Source organism: Actinosynnema sp. NPDC059797 (genome assembly GCF_042732085.1).
GTDB lineage: Bacteria > Actinomycetota > Actinomycetes > Mycobacteriales > Pseudonocardiaceae > Actinosynnema.
Genome location: NZ_JBHWIE010000041.1, coordinates 25,476 through 43,922 on the forward strand (window position 1 = coordinate 25,476; position 18,447 = coordinate 43,922).

General features: G+C 69.0%; 18 protein-coding genes and 1 riboswitch. Of the genes, 7 read left to right on the plus strand and 11 right to left on the minus strand.

The window, feature by feature from the left end:
- Positions 1-10 precede the first annotated feature (10 nt).
- From ACFV4N_RS13860 to ACFV4N_RS13875, 4 genes are all read left to right on the plus strand, one after another.
- Positions 11-364, plus strand: coding sequence for an SSI family serine proteinase inhibitor (locus ACFV4N_RS13860; RefSeq protein WP_499672870.1), 354 nt, complete (start codon positions 11-13; stop codon positions 362-364).
- A 308-nt stretch (positions 365-672) separates the two neighbouring features.
- Positions 673-2,586, plus strand: a complete 1,914-nt coding sequence (locus tag ACFV4N_RS13865) for an ABC1 kinase family protein (protein WP_499672871.1) — start codon at positions 673-675, stop codon at positions 2,584-2,586.
- Positions 2,587-2,617: 31 nt separating this feature from the next.
- The gene (locus tag ACFV4N_RS13870; RefSeq protein WP_499672872.1) at positions 2,618-3,319 is read left to right on the plus strand and encodes a hypothetical protein; all 702 of its coding nucleotides are present in this window, start codon (positions 2,618-2,620) and stop codon (positions 3,317-3,319) included.
- Between the two features lie 10 nt (positions 3,320-3,329).
- Positions 3,330-3,818 (plus strand): glutathione peroxidase, encoded by a 489-nt coding sequence (locus ACFV4N_RS13875; RefSeq protein WP_499672873.1) that lies wholly within the window; start codon positions 3,330-3,332, stop codon positions 3,816-3,818.
- 246 nt (positions 3,819-4,064) lie between these two features.
- Here ACFV4N_RS13875 and ACFV4N_RS13880 read toward each other — a convergent pair whose 3' ends face one another.
- The 9 genes from ACFV4N_RS13880 to ACFV4N_RS13920 all read right to left on the minus strand — a co-directional run bounded on the left by ACFV4N_RS13880 (position 4,065) and on the right by ACFV4N_RS13920 (position 12,555).
- A complete protein-coding gene (locus ACFV4N_RS13880; RefSeq protein WP_499672874.1) occupies positions 4,065-5,765 on the minus strand; it encodes a hypothetical protein in 1,701 nt (566 codons plus the stop codon).
- A 64-nt stretch (positions 5,766-5,829) separates the two neighbouring features.
- Positions 5,830-7,026 (minus strand): tyrosine-type recombinase/integrase, encoded by a 1,197-nt coding sequence (locus ACFV4N_RS13885; protein WP_499672875.1) that lies wholly within the window; start codon positions 7,024-7,026, stop codon positions 5,830-5,832.
- A 9-nt stretch (positions 7,027-7,035) separates the two neighbouring features.
- Positions 7,036-7,215 carry a helix-turn-helix transcriptional regulator gene (locus tag ACFV4N_RS13890; protein WP_499672876.1) on the minus strand — a complete coding sequence of 60 codons (180 nt, stop codon included), beginning with the start codon at positions 7,213-7,215 and terminating at the stop codon, positions 7,036-7,038.
- Positions 7,216-7,247: 32 nt separating this feature from the next.
- On the minus strand, positions 7,248-8,861 hold the full coding sequence (locus ACFV4N_RS13895) for a replication initiator (RefSeq protein ID WP_499672888.1): 1,614 nt from the start codon (positions 8,859-8,861) through the stop codon (positions 7,248-7,250).
- A 56-nt stretch (positions 8,862-8,917) separates the two neighbouring features.
- On the minus strand, positions 8,918-10,393 hold the full coding sequence (locus ACFV4N_RS13900) for an FtsK/SpoIIIE domain-containing protein (protein WP_499672877.1): 1,476 nt from the start codon (positions 10,391-10,393) through the stop codon (positions 8,918-8,920).
- A gap of 318 nt (positions 10,394-10,711) precedes the next feature.
- Entirely contained in the window at positions 10,712-11,620 is a 909-nt protein-coding gene (locus tag ACFV4N_RS13905; protein ID WP_499672878.1) for a helix-turn-helix domain-containing protein, read from the minus strand.
- Positions 11,620-11,880, minus strand: a complete 261-nt coding sequence (locus tag ACFV4N_RS13910) for a transcriptional regulator (RefSeq protein ID WP_499672879.1) — start codon at positions 11,878-11,880, stop codon at positions 11,620-11,622. Before ACFV4N_RS13910 ends, ACFV4N_RS13905 begins: the two co-directional genes overlap by 1 nt.
- A 1-nt stretch (position 11,881) precedes the next feature.
- Positions 11,882-12,121: a hypothetical protein gene (locus ACFV4N_RS13915; RefSeq protein WP_499672880.1), complete on the minus strand. Its 240-nt coding sequence runs from the start codon at positions 12,119-12,121 to the stop codon at positions 11,882-11,884.
- Positions 12,122-12,126: 5 nt separating this feature from the next.
- A complete protein-coding gene (locus ACFV4N_RS13920) occupies positions 12,127-12,555 on the minus strand; it encodes a plasmid replication, integration and excision activator (RefSeq protein WP_499672881.1) in 429 nt (142 codons plus the stop codon).
- A gap of 147 nt (positions 12,556-12,702) precedes the next feature.
- Here ACFV4N_RS13920 and ACFV4N_RS13925 point away from each other — a divergent pair, with 147 nt between their 5' ends.
- Both ACFV4N_RS13925 and ACFV4N_RS13930 read left to right on the plus strand, forming a co-directional pair.
- On the plus strand, positions 12,703-13,488 hold the full coding sequence (locus tag ACFV4N_RS13925; protein WP_499672882.1) for a GntR family transcriptional regulator: 786 nt from the start codon (positions 12,703-12,705) through the stop codon (positions 13,486-13,488).
- 14 nt (positions 13,489-13,502) lie between these two features.
- Positions 13,503-14,129 (plus strand): 2'-5' RNA ligase family protein, encoded by a 627-nt coding sequence (locus ACFV4N_RS13930; protein ID WP_499672883.1) that lies wholly within the window; start codon positions 13,503-13,505, stop codon positions 14,127-14,129.
- 897 nt (positions 14,130-15,026) lie between these two features.
- Here the strand turns inward: ACFV4N_RS13930 and ACFV4N_RS13935 are convergent.
- Positions 15,027-16,391, minus strand: coding sequence for an L-serine ammonia-lyase (locus tag ACFV4N_RS13935; RefSeq protein WP_499672884.1), 1,365 nt, complete (start codon positions 16,389-16,391; stop codon positions 15,027-15,029).
- A gap of 2 nt (positions 16,392-16,393) precedes the next feature.
- Positions 16,394-16,774, minus strand: coding sequence for a glycine cleavage system protein GcvH (gene gcvH, locus ACFV4N_RS13940; RefSeq protein WP_499672885.1), 381 nt, complete (start codon positions 16,772-16,774; stop codon positions 16,394-16,396).
- A 123-nt stretch (positions 16,775-16,897) separates the two neighbouring features.
- Positions 16,898-16,992, minus strand: a riboswitch (glycine riboswitch).
- A 195-nt stretch (positions 16,993-17,187) separates the two neighbouring features.
- Between gcvH and ald the strand changes: the two genes are divergently transcribed.
- Positions 17,188-18,294, plus strand: a complete 1,107-nt coding sequence (ald, locus tag ACFV4N_RS13945) for an alanine dehydrogenase (protein WP_499672886.1) — start codon at positions 17,188-17,190, stop codon at positions 18,292-18,294.
- Positions 18,295-18,447 lie beyond the last annotated feature (153 nt).

The window sequence follows — 18,447 nt, forward strand, 5'->3', positions numbered from 1 at the left end:
TCGTGGGCACATGGCAGCACTCCCCGCCCTCGCGGCGATCGTCGCGCTGGTACCCGGTTTCTCCGTCCCCCAGTCCAACTTCGTGCTCAGCACGACCCGCGACGGGACGCTCCAGGTCGTCAACCTCGTCTGCGAGCCGAACGGCGGCCTGCACCCCAGGGCCGACGAGAGTTGCGCGGTCCTGTCCGCGGTGGACGGTGACGTCGGCAGCCTGACCCCGACCGCCGTCGCCTGCACGCTGGAGTACGCCCCCGTGCGGGTCAAGGCCACCGGCAAGTGGCGCGGCGAGAAGCGCACGTTCGAGGCCGAGTTCCCGAACGCCTGCGTGATGCGCTCGCACACCGGTCCGGTCTTCGACTTCTAGACCACCACCGTCCCCGCGACCACCGGCCCACGGGCCCGGGAAGGGGGCCACGACACCGCCGCCGAAGTCGTGGCCCCCTCCTCGGGTTGACGAGGTCCTCGGACCTCTCCCGTTGACGTTAGGGAGTGGGTTACACCAGCGTCAACGAAGTTCACATCGGTGAAACCGCGCCGGGCCGTCACCCGGCGCCCGGGGATCACGGAGCGGTGGCGTCGCCTGCTCCACCCGAGTGATCGGACCTCTCCCCGCGGTCGCACCGTCTCAGCAGGCCCGATCTATCCTCCGGCCCAATCGCTTGGGGGATGACGATGGGTGACTTCCTGCTCTACGCGGTCGGCGTTCCGGTGACGTTCCTGGCGCTGGTCACCGGGCTCGCGCTGGGCGCGCGGCGGCTGTTCGGCCTGCGCGTCGGCCTGGTCCGCACCGCGCTGGCGTGCCTGCTCGGCCTGGCGCTCAGCGAGGCGGCGCTGAGCGGCATGCCCGGCACGGAGGCCGCGCCGGCGCTGGCCACCGTCCAGTTCGGCGTCGCGGTGCTGATCCTGGTCGCGATGCTGACCGCCGCCGAGGTCGTCGCGCCCACCGGCACCATCCCGCCGCCCACCGAGTGGTGGCGCGCGCTGCGAGGCCGTTCGGCCCGCGCCCGCCGCTACTCGCGGATCACCGCGATCGCGTTCCGCCACGGCCTCGGCCCCTACCTGCGCGGGCGGGAGCGCACCGACACCCGGCTGGCGCGGTCGCTGCGGCTCGCGCTGGAGGAGGCCGGGGTCACCTTCGTCAAGCTCGGCCAGGTGCTGTCCACGCGGCCGGACCTGCTGCCGCCGGACGTGGTGGCCGAGCTGGTCCTGCTGCAGGACCGGGTGCCGCCCGCGCCGTGGCCGCGGGTGCGCGAGGTGCTGGTGGCCGAGCTGGGGCGGGCGCCGGAGGAGGTGTTCGCCGAGTTCGACGAGGAGCCGATGGCTGCCGCGTCCGTGGCGCAGGTGCACCGGGCGCGGCTGCGCTCCGGCGCCGAGGTCGTGGTGAAGGTGCAGCGGCCGGGCGTGCGGCGGGTGGCGGAGGGCGACCTGGACATCGTGGACCGGCTCGCCGCGACGCTGCACGACCGGACGCGGTGGGGCCGGGCGATCGGCGTGCGCGACCTGGCCGCCGGGTTCTCCGCCGCGCTGCGCGAGGAGCTGGACTTCCGGGTCGAGGCGCGCAACCTCGCGGCGGTGCGCGCGGCGTCCGCCGGGACCGACGTGGTGCTGCCCGCCGTGCACGAGGACCTGAGCACGTCACGCGTCCTGGTGATGGAGCGGCTCCACGGCGTGCCCGTGCGGGAGGCGCCGGCGGGGGCCGCGGACCGGGACGCCCTGGCCCGGTCGCTGCTCGACGCGCTGCTGCGCCAGGTGCTGGTCGACGGCGTCTTCCACGCCGACCCGCACCCCGGCAACATCCTGCTGCTGCGCGACGGCGGCCTCGGCCTGCTCGACCTCGGTTCGGTGGGTCGGATCGACGCGCAGCTGCGGGCGGCGCTGGGCAAGCTGCTGCTCGCGGCCGACCGGGGCGACCCGGCCGGGATGCGGGACGCGCTGCTGGAGCTGGTGGCGCGGCCCGACGAGATCGACGAGCTGCGCCTGGAGCGCGCGCTCGGGCAGTTCATGGCGCGGCACCTGGGCGCGGGGTCGCGGACGAACGCGGAGATGTTCGCCGACCTGTTCAAGCTCGTCCACCGGTACGGGCTGAGCGTCCCGCCGGAGGTCGCGGCGGTGTTCCGGGCGCTGGCGACCGTGGAGGGGACGCTGGTCGCGCTGTCGCCCGGGTTCGACATCGTGGTCGAGTCGCGGGCGTTCGCGGAGCAGCGGTTCAGCGAGCACCTGACGCCGGGGTCGCTGCGCCGCGCGGTCACCGAGGAGCTGCACGCGGTGCTGCCCGTGCTGCGCCGCCTGCCGCGGCGGCTGGAGCGGATCACCGGCGCCCTGGAGCAGGGGCGGCTGGGGGTGAACCTGCGGCTGTTCGCCGACGAGCGGGACCGGCGGTTCATCGTGTCCCTGCTGCACCAGGTGATGCTGACCGTGCTCGGCGCGACCGCCGGCCTGATGGCCGTGCTGCTGCTGGGCGCGGACGGCGGGCCGCGGGTCGGGCCGGAGCTGGGGCTGTTCGAGTTGCTCGGCTACAACCTGCTGGTGATCAGCGCGCTGCTCGGGCTGCGGGTGGTGGTGACGGTGTTCCGGCCACGCGGTTGACCGGCGCGGAGGGCGCTGCCAGCCTGGCTGGGTGGGGGTACCGAGATGGGTCTGGGCCGTGCCGCTGCTGTTCTTCGGCACGGCGTCGCTGCTGGCCGTGCCGCTGCACCGGCCGGGGACGGGAGAACTGGAGCTGAGAGTGCTGGCGGTGCTGGGGACCAACGAGCACCTGCGGTCCCCCACCACCGTCGGCCTGTACTGGGTGGGCGTGCTCATCCTGGGCGCGTTCCTGGGCGAGTGGTGCTGCCGGCGGGCCGCGGTGCCCGATGTCGCGCCGGCCGCCGGCCCGGCCGCGCTCTCGGCGGCCCTGGGCGCGGTGCCCCTGACCACCGCCCTGGCCGGCCTGCCGCGCGGGTGGGCCGGCACGGGCACCGGTGTGATCCTGCTGGCCCTGGCGGTCGTCCTGTGGCGGCGCGACGCCGGGGTCGGGACGATCCTGGCGACGGGCGCGGGCACCGCCGTGCTGGTGTGGTCGCACCCGGTGGTGGGCCAGTTCGTCGTGCTGGGCGTGGGCCTGTTCGTCCTGGCCGCCGGGGTGCGGGACAACGCCCTGCGCACGACCGTCGGCGCGTTCGCGGTGGCGGTGTGCCTGTCCGCGGCGTTCACCCCCGTGGGCGTCGGCTCGACATGGGCGCTGGCCAGCCCCGTCCTGCTGCCGGGCGCCGTGCTGCTGATCGGCGGCGCGGTCGGCCTGCGGCCTGCCGTGCGGCGGGGCCGGGTCGCGGTTACGTAGCCTCGGGCGCATGAACATCCACGACATCCCGGTGCACACGCTGTCCGGCGAGCCGACGACCCTCGGCGCCCTGGCCGGCAAGGCGCTGCTGGTGGTCAACGTCGCGTCGCGGTGCGGCCTGACGCCGCAGTACAAGGGTTTGGAACGGCTGCACGAGCGGTACGCGGAGCGCGGCTTCTCGGTGGTCGGCTTCCCGTGCAACCAGTTCGCGGGCCAGGAGCCGGGCACGGCGGAGGAGATCGCGACGTTCTGCTCGACCACGTACGGGGTGACGTTCCCGCTGTTCGAGAAGATCGACGTGAACGGCCCCGACCGGCACCCGGTGTACGAGGAGCTGACCGCCGTCCCGGACGCCGCCGGCGCGGCCGGGGACGTGCAGTGGAACTTCGAGAAGTTCGTGCTCTCCCCGACCGGCGAGGTGATCGCCCGCTTCCGCCCGACCACCGACCCGGAGGCGGACGAGGTGGTCGCGGCGGTCGAGTCCGCGCTGCCGCGCTAGGACCGCGCCGGGGGCGGCACACCCGCCCCCGGCACCACGCCTCCCCGTTCGGGCCGGGCCGGCGTCGCCGACCGCATCCGCCCTGGTCAGGGGCTGACGATCAGCACTCGATCACGTTCACGGCCAAGCCGCCGCGCGCCGTTTCCTTGTACTTGTCCTTCATTGCGGCAACACCCTGACCAGCACGAATGCTGTCACGACGCCTTCCTGGCCGCATTCAGGCCGTATGGCACCGCTGTTGAAGCATCACGGCGCGGGAGCCGTAAAGTTCGACCAGTTGACCATGACGCCTCTCAGTGGCATGAGTCGATATTCTTCCAACCAGTCACCGACGAGAGTGATATTATCAATCGGCTCTTTCGCCATTTTAATCGATATTGAGTTGTAGGCATAAGGACTTGCGGCGTGTTCAGCTAGGCGATTCTCTACGTTCATCATCATTGAACTAAATTCTTCGGTAGACCCGTCTATGTGCACCTCAACAGCCTGTCCCGTAACTTCATCGTGCGCTATGAATTGCGTCGGCTTTCCTTCATGGTACACAGCCAATACACCGGCTCTATTCAAGTCGGAAACTCGTGGAGTCACCTTATCTCCCATAAGGCGAACGTACGCTTTATGCCAGAGTCCGAACGTAGGGGCCCACGGCGGTTCGGCGACATCCTTCTGCAGTCGCTTGATTCGATTAGTGTAACGGCCGCGACGCTGAAGCCCTTCACTGCCAATCAACATGATTGCAGTCCTAGGATACTTGTTCAAACTCTTTCCACGACTCAAACTGTCACCAATATAAGTGAGCAGTTCTCTCGATACGTCAATCGCTTTCTCCGCCTCGCCATAGCTAGGAAGATAGCCAGCGTGGACTACTCGGTGACGAACCCCGGCGACATGCCTAGACCAATCACCGATAGTGCCGGAATCGGCCTGGTCCCAGGATCCTCCGAGACGGCATCCGTATTCACTTTTAACTCTACCGGCCAGGCCGTCGCTCCAGTTTTTTGCTACATCTTCAGGTGTTTTACCTTCTTCCCACAACATCATCAGAAGAGACAAGTTCAGGATTACTTCGGCCGCAGCTGCTGCCATCACTACCGAAGACCGAGTGTTACCCAGTCTAATTAGCGCAATGCCAGCTTCCCGATCAAGATCCAAGTAGGTAGAAATAGGCGTGCCCTGCAGGTGGTTTCCGTAATCGAATATACGGGACACCTGATCTGACGATAGGTCGCCTTTTCGGGTTACGTAATTCATCCCGGCAAACAGTGGAAAAAACCGCATCTCCACTACTTGCTTCCTCGCGATCTGCGTTGGCGTTCTAACAACATATGGGATCAGTGGCGGAAGCGTCTGGGCCGTTAGTAGAGTCAAAGGTTCGCGCTGAACGGAATGATAGGCGGATTGAAACTCCCTGACCGCGTCGATAGCAAGGTTAAGCAACGGCTTAACCTGTTCATGCGTCCATTCTTCAGCGTTTTCCAGTGATTCAGTATTCCAATCATCAGAAAACATTCCGGAATTGAGAACCCGAGTAACTTCGACCGGCAAGGCAATTTCAGCCACCGTGCAGTCAGCAGTCAACTCTTTTGACCTAGGATCGGAGGTAGAATTCGATCCTGCGATCCCTGCAGCAGCAGCCATGATAGACGCATCGAGGCCGAGAACCGTCGCAGCATCAACTTTTACATGATGCAGAATCATGGAACTTGTAGTTACATAAGTATTGGTGAAGTCTTGATGATCTTTCGCTTCCTCGCCTAGCACCTTAACCACTCGATTTCTCAGCCACCCAATATCGAAGGCGCCGGCTCGTGCCCTAGCGGGAAAAGCTTGCTCCGAAGGAACTGAAATCGGCTCAGGAAGTTTGAGAAAGAAGGTCACATATAGCTCATCAACGTCATCAAGGAGGACGAGATCAACCTCATCCTCGCTACGCACATCATCACTCATGACTTATGATCTCGAACCTAGCCAAGATTCGCCACTCGACACGCCAGCACACGACAGGTTTCCATCATCTCTCGAAGACCCGATCAATCGCACGCCTTGTTCGATCACTACTCGCAGGGAGGAGATGCGTATAGACGCGCATCGTGAAGGCAGGGTCGGCATGACCCAGCCACTCAGCGAGGGCCTTGATCGACTCGCCGCCGTCCAGTAGAGCCGAGGCGAAGAAATGCCGCAGCGCGTGCATCCCATCCTGCCGCTTGGTCCGTCCCATGCCTGCCTTGTCGAGCGCGGGCCGCCACACAAGCCGATTGAAGTCGGACCGGTAGACCGCTCCCCCGGCGTCCGTGGACAAGATCAGCCGCACAGTCTCTGACGGGCCGTCCGGCTCCTTCCACGGCAAGGTGACTGTGACCGGCTCGATGGCTCGCATGTGCGCGTCGACATCCCGCAGGACCGACTGCGCCAGAGGCAACCAGCGCTCTTTGCCTCCCTTGGGAGGCGCGAACACCAAGCGGTTGTCGACTACGGTCACCTGACGGACGACGTGAAGCATATTCGCCTCACGATCGATGTCCGCGTCCGAGAGTCCAAACACCTCACCCTGCCGCAGCCCGCAACCCGCACCCAGCACAACAGCGAGCCGGTACCGAGTCGGTAGCTCAGCCTGGACCGCCGCCACTTTCTGCGGGGTCCATGGGACGATCTTCCGCTTGTCCGGCTGCGGCCGGGGCACGCTCTTGACCTTGCAGGGGTTGGACCCGATCCGCTTGTCGTCAACGGCCGCGTCGAGGATGGCGGACAGGTGGACGAAGCACACCGATCGGGTGCTGTTGGCGATCTTCTTGGAAGTTAGCCAGGCCAGCCAGTCCCGGACGTGCCGGGGCAGCAGCGCGCCCAGCTCGACCTCACCGAGCTTCGGGTAGATCAGGCTGTCGAGCCGGCTCCGCACGGAGTTCCGCGTCCCACCGGAGAACGCCATCCCACGGAACCACTCGTCTCCGTAGGCCCGAAGGGTGATCTTGCCCGCGTTCGGGTCGCGGTAGTCACCGGAGTGCTTGGCCGACTCCACCTCACGCAGGTAGTCGTCCGCCGCCTTCTTCGCGCGGTCCGGGAAGCTCTTGCCCCTCTCGTTCCCCTCCGGGTCGATGTAGCGCACCCGATACCGCATCCCCTGCCCGTACAGGGCCGTCTTGACCCGCTTGACCTCCTTGGTCGCCGGGTCGCGGACTTCCTTCCACCAGCGGTCTTGCACGTGTCCCACGACCGCCCCCTACGCCGCTCGCTCGTCGAGGCCGTCAACCCACGCGCGCACCTGGTCAGGCACGTACCGCAGGTGCTTCCCGACCTTCCGCACCGGCGGACCCTCGCCCCGCCACTTCCACTGGTAGAGCGTCTTTACCGGCACCCCGAGGTAGGCCGACACATCCCCGACGCTCCAGAGCCGATCCATCCCCCGCACGTCACTCATGACATTCCCCCCGGTCAGGCGGCTAGCGCTTGAGTTGCTGAAACATCCGGCCCAGGCGGTCGCAGGTGCGCGAGCGTGGCTTGCGCCTGCTGGTACTCGGCTTGCCAGGCCAAGCGCTGGGCGATCATGTGCATGAGCAGTTCGGTCCGGGACGGGACGTGCGGGTCACCGGCTCGAACCGGACCCCACTGGAGTCGCGCCCGTTCGTCCTCCGGTTTGGCGATGCCAGCGGCCTTGAGCGCTTCCCGGACGAACGTGGCCCGGTCCGCCTTGTGCTCCGCGAGGGTCTTGCCCGACCAGCGGCGAGAGACCAGGACCCGGCGGCCGGGCAGGCCGAGGGTGTCGCGGCGGTGCGCCTTGCCCTTGCAGTGACCGGGAGTCGTCCTGGAGGTGGCCCCGCGTGGCTGAACGCCATAGAGCAACCACACCGCGCACCGCTCCGAGCACGGCGTGACGGCCAGCTCCGCCGCCAGGCGGTCGGCGTGGTCCGCCAGCCTGGGCGAGGCGTCGGAGTCGACGACTTCGGTGATGGCCTTGGTGAGGTATTTGGTCAGGTAGCCGATGTGGCGTCCGGCTTCCTCGGTGCCGCCGAGGATGCCCTTGGAGTGGACCTGGCGGCCGAACTCGACCACGTGCGCCGGGGTGTCTAGCTCCGCGACCGCGTCCGCCCAAGTTTTCAGCGGTTGCTGGGTGTCGGGGTCGACGAAGCCCTTGGCGCGCATGTCCCAGACCGGCAGCCGGTCCCCGCCGTAGGTGGGTGTGTCGTGCGGAGGCCACCAGACCTGGAGGTAGGTGGCTTCGGTGACCTGGCGGATGACCTTGTGCGGGATCGAGCCGCGCACGGCGAAGTGGGCGTGCGGGGTGATGCGCCGTTGTGGTTCGACCGTGCCGAAGTATTGGACGTCCCAGCCCACGACGCGGCGCAGGTTCTGCCACCAGCGGTCGAGCAGGGAGGCGAAGTGCACGGCGTCGCGGGCCGCCCGCCGGTAGTCGTAGGCGTCCGGATCGACCGGGGATCCGTCCGGCCTGACCTTGCCGTAGGTGTCCAGCGTCAGCGTCACGAACGTCGAGGGCCGATAGCGGCCCGCGAACTCGCGTCCCACGGTGCGCTTGGCGACCTTGCGCCGAGGCAGGTTCGGCGTGTCCTGCCTGCGGCGGGTCGAGCGGACCGGCGCCGGTCGGGCAGGCCGTTCGACGGCGGGGAGGTTGCCGCGGACTCCCTCCCGGCGCAGGTCGGCGTCCGCCTCCCGGATGCCCTCGCGCAGGTCGTCGACCTGGTCGAGCGCGCCTTCGGCCACGGCGCGGCGGTACTCGGCGGTCAGGTCGGACCGGTAGGTCACCAGCTCCACCTGGTCGACGGTCGGGGCGTGGCGTTCGGCCACCGGTTCGTGGTCGAGATGCCAGCCCTCGCGGCACTGGGCCATGCGCGAGCGGCGGTTGCGCTCCGCGCAGGCCGGGCACTTCGACGCCTGGGTGGAGTTGCACCGGATACCGACGATGCGGACCTCTCCGGTGTCCAGGTCCACGACCTCCCGCAGCACCGGCCGGGTGCACACCCCGTGCTGCTCAGCCGCAGCCTTGACCACGTCCAGCGACAGCGGCAGCCGGGCGCGTTCGGCCGAGGTCATGCCGGCCACGTCCAGCGGCACCGCCGGCACCGCCGGCACGGTGTTGGTCGGTTCGGTCATGCCGCAGCACCCCCACTCAGGTCGCCGTCGGGTCGGGTGGGCAGCTCGTGCACGGTCGCATCGGCCAGGAACACGCCCAGCTCGACAAGATCGGCGTCGGTGACGTGGAAGGCGCGGACTCGCTCCGGCTCTCCCCTGCCATCGGTCTTCACCCACGCCACGCCGGGGGTGTTCTCGCTGATCTCGTGAGCCGCCGCGCCCCGCTGCCGGGCACCGTCACCCAGGACCATGTCGACCTGTTGTGGCTCGTCCAGCCGCAGCGCCACACGGGTGCCGAACAGGTGCCGGAACCCCACGACCTCCTTGCGCGGGTCCTGTACCAGCCCCAGCACGCAGAACCCCGGCGCGCGTCCCTGCGAGGTAATGGTCTGGACGGCCCGTGCCGCCCGTTCCCGCAGGCCCTTGTCCGGCTGGTAGGCGATCAGGTCCGCCAGCTCGTCGACCACCAGCACGGTGAACGGCTCGCCGTTGGACCGGGCCCACAGCCGCCGCACACCCCGATACCGCGCGGCCCGCTCCTTGACCTCCGCCGCCAACTGCTCCAGCAGCTCCACCGCCTCACGGCCGTTGTCGAACACCAACCGGGAGAAGGCGTCCGGGCACTGCCCCAGCTCCATCCCGCCCTTGGGGTCGATCCCCACCAGCCGCACCAGACCGGCCCGCACAGCCGGAGCCAGGTGCCACACGATCGACCACAACACCGACCCCTTGCCCGCGCCCTGCACGCCGACGCCGAGAACCTGGTTGCCCTGCAAGCGAATCCGCCACGGCCGACCGGTCTCCGTGCGGCCGACCACCACCCGCTTGAGGTCCACCGCGTCCGCGTCGTCCGACAGCGCGGGCACCGCCAGCGGACGCGCCAACGGGTCGGAGTGGATCAGGTCCATTTCGATCACTCGCGGCTTGAGCACCCGAACCCGGCACGACCGCGCGCCGAAGGAGTGCGCCAGGCCGTCACGGCGCAGCTCCCACGCCTCCGGGGACTGGGCCGGGATCATCCGCACCCGGACCCGATCCCGCCAGCCCTCCGACCGCACCCGCCGCAACCGGGGCCGGTACTCCCGTCGACGACTGTCCTTGGCCAGCTCTGCCAGCCGCACCACCGTGCGCCACCGGGGCACGTACACGGTCGCCCGGCGGTACTCGCCCACCACCCGGAACCACACGTGCCGCAGGAACGACACCCGGTCCAGCCCGAACCAGATGAACAACGCCGCCGTCAGCGACAACAGCGCCAGCACCAACGGCGACAGGCCGAACCGCCACCAGCACCAGGCCGCCAACGCCGGCACCAGCGTCACCACCGGATACCGGACCACGACCAGCACCAGGCGCACGACACCGACCACCAGCAGCCACACCAGCGCCACCACAGCGGCAATCCACTTCAACCTGCCCGGCACCAGCGCCCACCACGGCACCCGAGGCCGAGCACCCTCGAACGGGGCCGGGTCCACCCACCTGCCGCTCATCGCACCCGCCCCACCGGGGCGAAAATCAACGGCAACCACCCCAGGCAGGCACAGCACACCCGCTGATTGGGGGCATACACACCGAAGCGACGGCATCGACCGCAGGGGCGACCATTGCGCAGCTTCCACACCGATGGGCCAACGGGCCGGCTTGACGCGCGACCCTCACCGACAGATACCCTTGACATGACTGGAATCCCTTGTGCGTCAACGAAGTGCAGGAGACGCCGGTCAGGTGAGTCGCAGGGAACAGACCAGAGCCCGCCAAGACTTTCGGACTGTTCCCCGCGACTCACGCCAACCGGCGATGAACTCGATTCAGGTGCCGGCTTCGGTCGGCTCGCGCACCTGCCCCGCCAAGTACCCGATCAATGTCCGGGACTCCTCAGCGCTCATGGCGTTCTCCAGCAGCAACCGCGCACTCTCCCGGTACCCGTTGGCTTCCCGGGGATCGTCGAGGAACACGCTGTAAGCAGGAGTCTCCACGTGCACCACCGGGCGAAAGCCCGGCGAGGTCATCAACGTGAACGCGGTGCCTTCCCACCAACCCGCCTTCGAATTCAGGCCGATGACGCGAACACTCACCTTGCCGGTGTTGGCCAACCAGAACAGGTGCATCAACTGCTCCCACACCACCCGAGGACCACCACCCAGATGCCGCAAGGTCCACTCGTGGACCACGAAGGTGTACCGGGACGGGGTCGGCCGGTCGAGGATCACCTGACGCCCGCCCCGCACGGTCACCAACCGCTCAACCTCAACGGAGGACGTGCGCCCGTCACGACCGAACAGGGCACGCATGTGCCCCTGGGCCTGCGCCAACACCGGAATCGAGATCACCCCGTAGGAAAAGATCTCCCGAGCCGCCGCCTCGTGCCCAAGCAGCACCGGCAGCCCGTCAGCCTCCCCCGGACCGTGCTCGCAGATCAGGACGCCGTCCTCCCTGTCCCGGTACAGGCCCATCACCCGCTCATAGGTCTCTGAATCCACCCGGTAAGCCCCCAACAAGCGGGCGATGTTGTGCGCACTGGTCCGCCGAAACCCCAACTCCAGTTTCGACAACCACGCAAACGTAATACCCAGAAGATCCGGCAAATCACTGTGCTTCAATCCCGATCGCTTCCGAGCCTCGCGCAGTTCGGCCCCCAACGCCCTGCTCCGCACGGTTGAACCCAACCGCGAACCAGCCTCAGCCATGACAACCTCACGATCGACACGCGCCGCCATCAGCGCGGAAACTCGACAACCTCGAACAAATCACCGAACTCCATCGGGGCCAACGCGGCCAATGCGCTACCGATGAAAACCGGTCCGGGCTGAATGCTGCCCTTCAACATACGCATCACCGTCGAACGGTTCACCCCCATCGCCCGCGCAAGCGAATAACCCGACTGATAACCGGCCAAGCGAGCCGCCTTCTCAAAGGCCTCAACACGGAGCTTGACGGTGTGGGCAACCGGCCAAGTCGTGTTCGAACCGCCGCCCATGTCATTCCTCCCGCACGAGCGTCCGCTCACGCGCCTTGGCCACCAACGCGGCCAGGCGGTCCAACTCGGAGGCGACGACGCGCAGTGAGACACGAGCCCCCGCCGCACCACCGCCGAAGACGAACGTCGCCGCGCTCTGCTCCGGCCAAGGGCCGTTGTCGCCCAGTTCCATCACGCCGCCCTTGTGGACGACGACCTGGACGTGGATCTCGGTCAGGCCCCGAGTACGTGCCCGCGACACGCCCGTCAGGCCGCAACGCTCTTGGGCGCTTCGCCCGCATCACCGGACCGACCACGCCCGACCACGGGCGCACGCATCCCGGTGGCGCGGAAGCTGTACGCGACCCTGCCGTTGCGACCGGCGTACGGGGTGATCGTCAGACCCTCGAACTCCACCGCCGGGAACGGGAAGCCGCCGGTCTTGGCCGGGGGCACCGGCTGCACCGGAGCGGCAATCTTGACCTTGAACTCTGCCCCGAACTTGGCCGCCTCCTCGTTGGCGTCCAAGGCCCGCACGGTCCAGAGCAGCAAGCTCGTGTCCTTGTCCCGCTCCTGCCTCCGAGGGGCCTTGGAGTCCTCGTTGAACGCCATCGACGGCTCGACGCCCAGCACGAAGCAGCCCATGGGGAAGACCTCCCCGAAGCTCACCGGGAACCGCGAAGGGATGACCGGCACCTGCCTCACCTCTTCCTGTCTTCAACTCCTCATTAGGAGTTGGGGGTGAGGCCCAAGCTACGGAGCAGTGCACATGTCGTCAAGTCCTCATGAGGAGTAGCTTGATGCGTGGGTGCGCAGACGCCCCACGACTGGAGGTGCAGCGAGATGACCGAGGGGCTTGGTGCGCGAGCGCCCAAGTACCACCGCGTAGCGGACGCCCTGCGACGAGAGATCAGGGACGGCGACCTCGCTCCCGGACAGCGACTCCCGGCGGAAACGACGCTGGTCGAGCGCTTCCGCATGAGCTTGCCGACGATCCGCCAGGCGCTGGGGGTGCTCCGCGCCGAAGGGCTGATCGAGTCGCGCCACGGCATCGGGACGTTCGTCAAGGAACAGCGCCGCCTGCAACGGCGCTCCCGTGGCCGCTACGGCAACGCCCGCGGGCACCAGCAGCTCCTGACCCACCACCTGCGCCACGAGATCGTGTTCGCCGGACGCGGGCCGGTCCCCTCCCACATCGCGGAGGTCATGGGCATCGACCCCGGCACCGAGGTGGTCATCCGCAGGCGGCACCTGTTCGACAGGGACACCAACCGCCCCGAGGAGATCGGCGCGAGCTACCTCCCGGTCGACGTGGCCGGCGGCAGCTTCCTCGAACAGCCCGAGGTGGTGCCCAAGGCCCTGTTCCTCTGCGTCGAGGACCTGACCGGCCGCCGCTACACCCGCGCCCGCGACCAGTGGATTGCCCGGATGCCCACCGCCGAGGAGAGCGGCATCCTCGAACTGCCGACCGGCGCCCCGGTCATGCACGTGGTCCACGTGGCCCGCGACGAGGACGGCGACGTGCTGGAGGTCTCGGAGTCGATCTGGTCGGCCGACCGCGTCATCGTGATCGACGACTACCCCGTCGAGCAGGAACCGGAGCAGCCCACCGCAGCCAGCGAGCTGTGAACCAGGAGGGAACGATGCCCGAGCACGCCGAACAGCTCGTCAACCACTGGTACTGGCGACCCGGGTGGAGGCCGGGCAGGGAGTTCTACACCTGGCACCTGACCTTCAACGGCGAGCACGACCTACACCGGCTGGTCAGCGAGTACCAAGAGGCGCTTCGCGACGTTCCCGGCCTGGACCTGGTGCCGCTGGACTGGCTGCACATCACCATGCAGGGCGTCGGCTTCGTGGACGAGGTCCCGGAAACCGACATGCGGAAGATCGTCGATGCGGTGAGCGCACGACTGTCCGACCTACAACGAAAAACGTTGCGGTTCCAGGCTTTCACGACCAGGCCGCAGGCCATCGCACTCAAGCCCGAACCGCCGGATGCCGTGCACGACATCAGGAACCGCATCCGGCAAGGCATCGCGGACGTGTGGGGCGAGAGCCGGGTTCCCGAGAGCGATGTGACGTTCGAACCGCACCTCAGCGTGGCCTACGTCAACACCGATGGCCCTTCGACCCCTGTCCGGACAGCGTTGAGCGGGCACGGGTTCGAGCCGGCGGAAGCCGTCATCGACCGCGCACACCTCATCCGGCTCAGGAGGCACGAGCACACCTACGTGTGGAGCGACGTAGCCGCCGTGCGGTTGGGCTAGACCGCGTCCGGCCGGACTTCGCAGTTCATCACGAAGCGGTCGACTGCCGAATTGAGCTTTATGGGATCAAGGCGCGCCGCCTGCGGCGGCGCGCTGCGTTGGCCCGTCACGCTGGCAGCACCCACGGTTGCACCGACTCCCCGCATCGGGGCACGCCGGGCTCCCGCTCCGCTCCGCCCGGCGGCCCCGCGCGGAGTCGGTGCAGGTGGTCGGGCGCAGCGCGCCACCGCAGGCCCACCCCTCATGCATGAGCGAACCTCATCGGCACCACTGTCGAGTGGTACGACTTCTTCCTCTACGGCCGGGACCGCGCGCACGGCGCAGACGCTGGCTGTCCCCGGATGGCCCCGAGATCGTTTAACACCGGGCCAACGGCATCAAGGGCGCTTCGCGTCGCTGCGCGATGGCCTGCGGCCACCCTTGACACCGCCGACCCGGCGCTAACCGCGGCAAGGGCCGGGGAACAGGGGGCGACCAGCCACCGAGGTTCATCGGGACCGTTGTCGGCCGGCGGCAGAGGGAGGCAGCAATGCGAGGCACCAGGACCAGCAACCCCAACCAGTTCGCGCTGTGGGGCCGCTACGAGCTGGAGGACCAGGCCGTCACCCACGCCAACCGCCGCCAGGTCCACGCACCCGCCGTCCCGGAGCCCGTCCGGCAGGCCGCCGTCATCCCAGCGCCCCGAGCCGAGCTTGCGCCGATCTTCTGCCCGCCCGTCCACCTGGCACCGACCTTCAGCGCTCCGACGACGAACGGCCCCTCAGCCCACACGCGAGTGTGGAGCCGAGGGGCCGCCATGATCGTCAGCCAGGCCGTCACCAGGCCGTGGGACGTCGGGCAGGGTCGAGAAGCATCGAGCAATGATGCAAGGCATCCGCGCTGGTCAGATGCCGTTTCTCAGCACTCGATCACGTTCACGGCCAGCCCGCCCCGAGCCGTCTCCTTGTACTTGTCCTTCATGTCCCGGCCGGTCTCCCGCATGGTCTTGATGACCTTGTCCAGCGACACGAAGTGCGACCCGTCCCCCCGCAGCGCCATCCGCGCCGCCGTGATGGCCTTGATCGACGCCAGCGCGTTCCGCTCGATGCACGGGATCTGCACCAGCCCGCCGATCGGGTCGCAGGTCAGCCCGAGGTTGTGCTCCATCGCGATCTCGGCCGCGTTCTCCACCTGCTCCGGCGTGCCGCCCAGCACCTCGGCCAGCCCGCCCGCCGCCATCGAGCAGGCCGAGCCCACTTCGCCCTGGCAGCCCACCTCGGCCCCCGAGATCGACGCGTTCTCCTTGAACAGCACGCCGATGGCGCCCGCGGTCAGCAGGAACCGCACCACGCCGTCGTCCGAGGCGCCCGGCACGAACCGCGCGTAGTAGTGCAGCACCGCGGGCACGATGCCGGCCGCGCCGTTGGTCGGGGCCGTCACCACCCGACCCCCGGCGGCGTTCTCCTCGTTCACCGCCAGCGCGAACAGCGTCACCCAGTCCATCACCCGCAACGGGTCGGTGGCGTAGTGCTCGGCCGCCAGCCGCTCGCGCATCTCCGCGGCCCGCCGCCGGACCTTCAGCCCGCCGGGCAGGACGCCGGTCTCCGTGCAGCCCCTCTCGACGCAGTCCTGCATGACCCGCCAGATGTGCAGCAGGCCGCCCCGGACCTCGGCCTCGTCGCGCCACGACCGCTCGTTGGCCAGCATCACGCCGCTGATCGGCAGCCCGGTCTCGCGGGTCCGCGCCAGCAGCTCGTCACCGGTCTTGAACGGGTGCGCCAGCTCCGTCCGGTCCGCCTTGATCCGGTCGGCGCCGGAGGCCGTCTCGTCGACCACGAAACCGCCGCCGACCGAGTAGTACACCGCCGAGTCCACGACCCGCTCCCCGGCGTACGCGGTGAAGCTCATCCCGTTGGGGTGCAGCGGCAGCGACTTGCGCCGGTGCATGACCAGGTCGTCGTCCTCGGTGAAGGCGATCTCCCGCGCACCGCCCAGCCGCAGCCTGCCGGACGCGCGAACCTCCGCCACCCGGGCCTCGGCCGCCGACGGGTCCACCTCCTCCGGCCGGTGCCCCTCCAGCCCGAGGAGCACCGCCTTGGGGCTGCCGTGGCCGTGGCCGGTGGCCCCGAGCGACCCGAACAGCTCCACCCGCACCCGGTCGACCGACGCGAGCTCGGGCCGCAGCCGCGCGGCGAACATCGTCGCCGCGCGCATCGGGCCGACCGTGTGCGAGCTGGACGGCCCGATGCCCACGGAGAACAGGTCGAACACGCTGATGGCCACGATCAGGCCTCGGTCAGTTCCGCGTACTTCGCCGCGGTCAGCAGCCCGGTGGCCTCCTCGACCGCCACCTTGAACAGCCAGCCGCGCCCGTACGGGTCGTTGTTGATCAGCGACGGGTCGGTGACCACGGCCGGGTTGACCTCGACGACCTCGCCGGTGACCGGCGCGTACAGCTCGCTGACCGACTTGGTCGACTCCAGCTCGCCGCACACCTCGCCGGACGTCACCCGGGTACCCGCCTTGGGCAGGTCGACGAACACGATGTCGCCCAGCGACTCGGCCGCGTACGAGGTGATCCCGATCGCCACGGGGTCCTGGGCGCCCGGCGCCCAGTCGACCCACTCGTGCTCGGGCGTGTACAGCAGCTTCTCCGGAAAGGTCACGACAGCGCTCCCTGGGTGGTGGTCCTCGTTCCCCCACTCTGTCCTGGGACCTGAGAGCTTCGCCGCACGAAGCTGCGGCTTGCACCGTGGGTGCGCGCTGTGGAGCACGCTTTCCAGAGTCGCCTCACCCGAGCGGTTCTCGCTGCCTGAGAGTGTGCGGGGTGCTTGCTCCTTCGGCGCCCCGGGACGGTGCCCGGGGTCTCTCCCGCGCGGGTTCCGGCGCCCTCGGGGCGCCGCGGCCGATGTTCAGTTGGCTTTCCCGCACGCTAGGTGGCCGGCGGGACGGGTGTCAACGCGCCGGTCGACTTGTTCTCCCGGCACAACCCGCCCCCCGGCCGTTCGTGCGGCGGGCACGATGACACCGCGGACCGGGTAACCGACCTTTGGTGCAACGACGGCCGAAGGAGCCCACCGTGCGGATCGCAGTTCCCCGCGAGATCAAGAACCACGAGTACCGCGTCGCGCTGACCCCGGCGGGCGCCCACGAGCTGACCACGCGCGGCCACGACGTCTACGTGGAGGCGGGCGCCGGGCTGGGTTCGGCCATCACCGACGAGGAGTACCTCGCCGCCGGCGCCAAGGTGCTGGCGAGCGCGGACGACGTGTGGTCCGAGGGCGAGCTGGTGCTCAAGGTCAAGGAGCCCGTGGCCGAGGAGTACCCCCGGCTGCGCCGCGGCCAGGTCCTGTTCACCTACCTGCACCTGGCCGCCGACCGGCCGCTGACCGAGGCGCTGCTGGCGTCGGGCACCACGGCCATCGCCTACGAGACCGTGCAGACCCCGAACGGCGCGCTGCCGCTGCTCGCCCCGATGTCCGAGGTCGCGGGCAGGCTCGCGCCGCAGGTGGGCGCGTTCGCGCTGATGAAGCCCTCCGGCGGCCGGGGCGTGCTGCCCGGCGGCGTGCCCGGCGTGCACCCGGCGCGCGTGGTCGTCATCGGCGGCGGCGTGGCGGGCCTGAACGCGGCCACCATCGCCGCCGGCATGGGCGCGGACGTGGAGATCCTGGACACCAACGTCGACCGGCTGCGGCACGTCGACGCCCTGTTCCAGGGCCGGCTGCGCACCGTCACGTCCACCCGCTACGCGGTCGAGCAGGCCGTGCGCGAGGCCGACCTGGTGATCGGCGCGGTGCTGGTGCCCGGCGCCAAGGCCCCGAAGCTGGTGTCCAACGAGCTGGTGGCGCAGATGAAGCCCGGCTCGGTGCTGGTGGACATCGCGATCGACCAGGGCGGCTGCTTCGCCGACTCGCGGCCCACCACGCACGCCGACCCGACCTACCAGGTCCACGACTCGGTCTTCTACTGCGTGGCCAACATGCCCGGCGCGGTGCCGCGCACGTCGACCTACGCGCTGACCAACGTGACCCTGCCGCACGCCGTGGCGCTGGCCGACCGGGGCTGGCGGGAGGCGCTGCGCGCGGACGCGTCGCTGGCCCTGGGCCTGAACGCGCACGAGGGCGCGCTGACCAACCTGCCGGTCGCGCAGGCCCACGACCTGGAGCACACCGCGCTGACGATCTGATCCGGCTGGTCCGGGAGAGGACCACGAGCTGATCCGGGAGAAGAGAGGGCCCCGCTCACCGAACGTGTGCGGGGCCCGCGTCATGAGATGGGGCCCGCGGAAACGGGCTGGGGGGGCGTGGGGGGGGGCCGGGCTGGCCAGCTTTGCCGGGGT

Excerpts from the sequence above, each read along its gene's own strand:
- ACFV4N_RS13860 (WP_499672870.1), top strand. The coding sequence starts at position 11 with ATGGCAGCACTCCCCGCCCTCGCGGCGATCGTCGCGCTGGTACCCGGT.
- ACFV4N_RS13865 (WP_499672871.1), top strand. The coding sequence starts at position 673 with ATGGGTGACTTCCTGCTCTACGCGGTCGGCGTTCCGGTGACGTTCCTG.
- ACFV4N_RS13890 (WP_499672876.1), bottom strand. The coding sequence starts at position 7,215 with ATGGATCGGCTCTGGAGCGTCGGGGATGTGTCGGCCTACCTCGGGGTG.
- ACFV4N_RS13875 (WP_499672873.1), top strand. The coding sequence starts at position 3,330 with ATGAACATCCACGACATCCCGGTGCACACGCTGTCCGGCGAGCCGACG.
- ACFV4N_RS13925 (WP_499672882.1), top strand. The coding sequence starts at position 12,703 with ATGACCGAGGGGCTTGGTGCGCGAGCGCCCAAGTACCACCGCGTAGCG.
- ACFV4N_RS13930 (WP_499672883.1), top strand. The coding sequence starts at position 13,503 with ATGCCCGAGCACGCCGAACAGCTCGTCAACCACTGGTACTGGCGACCC.
- ACFV4N_RS13880 (WP_499672874.1), bottom strand. The coding sequence starts at position 5,765 with ATGAGTGATGATGTGCGTAGCGAGGATGAGGTTGATCTCGTCCTCCTT.
- ACFV4N_RS13900 (WP_499672877.1), bottom strand. The coding sequence starts at position 10,393 with ATGAGCGGCAGGTGGGTGGACCCGGCCCCGTTCGAGGGTGCTCGGCCT.
- ACFV4N_RS13910 (WP_499672879.1), bottom strand. The coding sequence starts at position 11,880 with ATGGGCGGCGGTTCGAACACGACTTGGCCGGTTGCCCACACCGTCAAG.
- ACFV4N_RS13905 (WP_499672878.1), bottom strand. The coding sequence starts at position 11,620 with ATGGCGGCGCGTGTCGATCGTGAGGTTGTCATGGCTGAGGCTGGTTCG.
- ACFV4N_RS13895 (WP_499672888.1), bottom strand. The coding sequence starts at position 8,861 with ATGACCTCGGCCGAACGCGCCCGGCTGCCGCTGTCGCTGGACGTGGTC.